This is a genomic window from Micromonospora solifontis (assembly GCF_003725545.1).
Classification (GTDB): Bacteria; Actinomycetota; Actinomycetes; order Mycobacteriales; family Micromonosporaceae; genus Micromonospora; species Micromonospora solifontis.
The window spans coordinates 1-1625 of sequence record NZ_RJLN01000188.1 but is presented as its reverse complement, the minus strand read 5'-3'; the positions used below and the strand labels follow the sequence as shown (position 1 = coordinate 1625).

1 protein-coding gene is annotated in these 1625 nt (G+C 69.7%); it reads left to right on the top strand.

All coding sequences use genetic code 11. The features are described 5' to 3' along the window. Positions 1–1625: RHS repeat domain-containing protein (locus EFE23_RS27780; RefSeq protein ID WP_369410335.1), on the top strand; the 1625-nt coding region annotated here is incomplete at both ends.

Sequence of the window (1625 nt, the reverse complement as noted above, 5' to 3'; positions counted from 1 at the left end):
CGTCGGCTGTTCCAGACGTCGAGCCTGTCCGGCGCGTACGACAAGACCACCTACAGCTACGACGACGACGGTCAGCTCACCAAGGTCACCGACCCGGTGGGCAACCACTGGGACTACGGCTACGACCTGCTCGGGCGGCAGACCAGCGCCGGCGACCCGGACAAGGGCACGTCGACGATGACCTACGACGCCGCCGGCCAGGTCCTCACCAGCACCGACGCCCGAGGCAAGACCGTTGCCTTCACCTACGACAGCCTCGGCCGCAAGACCGCCGAGTACGACACCAGCACCAGCGGCCCGAAACTCGCGGCGTGGACCTACGACACCGTGGCGAAGGGCCAGCCGGCCAGCTCCACCCGCTACGTCGGCACCGACGCCTACGTCACCTCGGTGACCGGCTACGACGACGGGTACCGGCCGCTGGGCACCTCGGTCACCCTGCCCACCGTCGAAGGGGCCCTCGCCGGCACCTACACCTCGGCCACCACCTACAAGCCGGACGGCTCGGTGGCCACCGTCAGCTACCCGGCCGCCGGTGGGCTGGCCGCGGAGACGGTCACCACCACCTACACCGACACCGGGGTCAAAGCCACCGAAACCGGCGTGGACAGCTACCTCGCCGCCGCCACCTACGACTACGACGGCCAGGTGCTGCAGAACATCCTCGGCAGCGGAACCCGACGGGTCCGGCTGACGAACACGTTCGACGCCGCCACCCGGCAGATGACCACAGCCCAGGTCGAGACCGAACACCCCGGGACGCCGAACACCTGGGACGAACAGCTCACCGAGAACTACACCTGGGACGCCGGCGGCAACATCACCGCCATCAGCGAAACCCACGCCGGCGCCACCGTCGCCAACCAGTGCTTCACCTTCGACCCGATGCACCGGCTCACCGAAGCGTGGACCACCACGGCCACGTCATGCCAATCCACACCCAGCCAGGGCATCGTGGACGGCGCCGGTTCCTACTGGCACTCCTACACCTACGACACCATCGGCCGACGCACCAGCCAGGTACTGCACGACACCGCCGGTGACACCACCCACACCTACCACCACGACAGCGGCCAGCCGCACGCCGTCACCAGCATCGACAAGGCCGGCCCCGGAGGCACCAGCACCGACAGCTACAGCTACGACACGGCCGGCAACACCACCGGCCGGCCGGGCCCCGGCGGCAACGCCCAAACCTTGACCTGGGACGTCGAAGGGGAACTGGCCAAGGTCACCCAGGGCACCCAGGACACCAGCTTCGTGTACGACGCCGACGGCAACCGGCTACTGCGCCGCGACCCGGACGGCGTCGTCACGGCCTACCTGGGCGGCACCGAACTGCGTAAGGACGCCGCCGATGCCGTGACCGCCACCCGCTACTACGGCAAAACCGCCATCCGCACCACCAGCGCAGGACTCACCTGGCTCGCCGGCGACCACCACGGCACCGGCGAACTCGCCATCAACGCCGCCACCCTCAACCCGACCCGCCGGCGCCTCGACCCCTTCGGCATGGACCGCGGCAACCCCGTGGCCTGGCCAGGCGAGAAGGGCTTCGTCGGCGGAACCCAGGACCCCACCGGCCTGACCCACCTCGGCGCCCGCGAATACGACCCCACACTCGG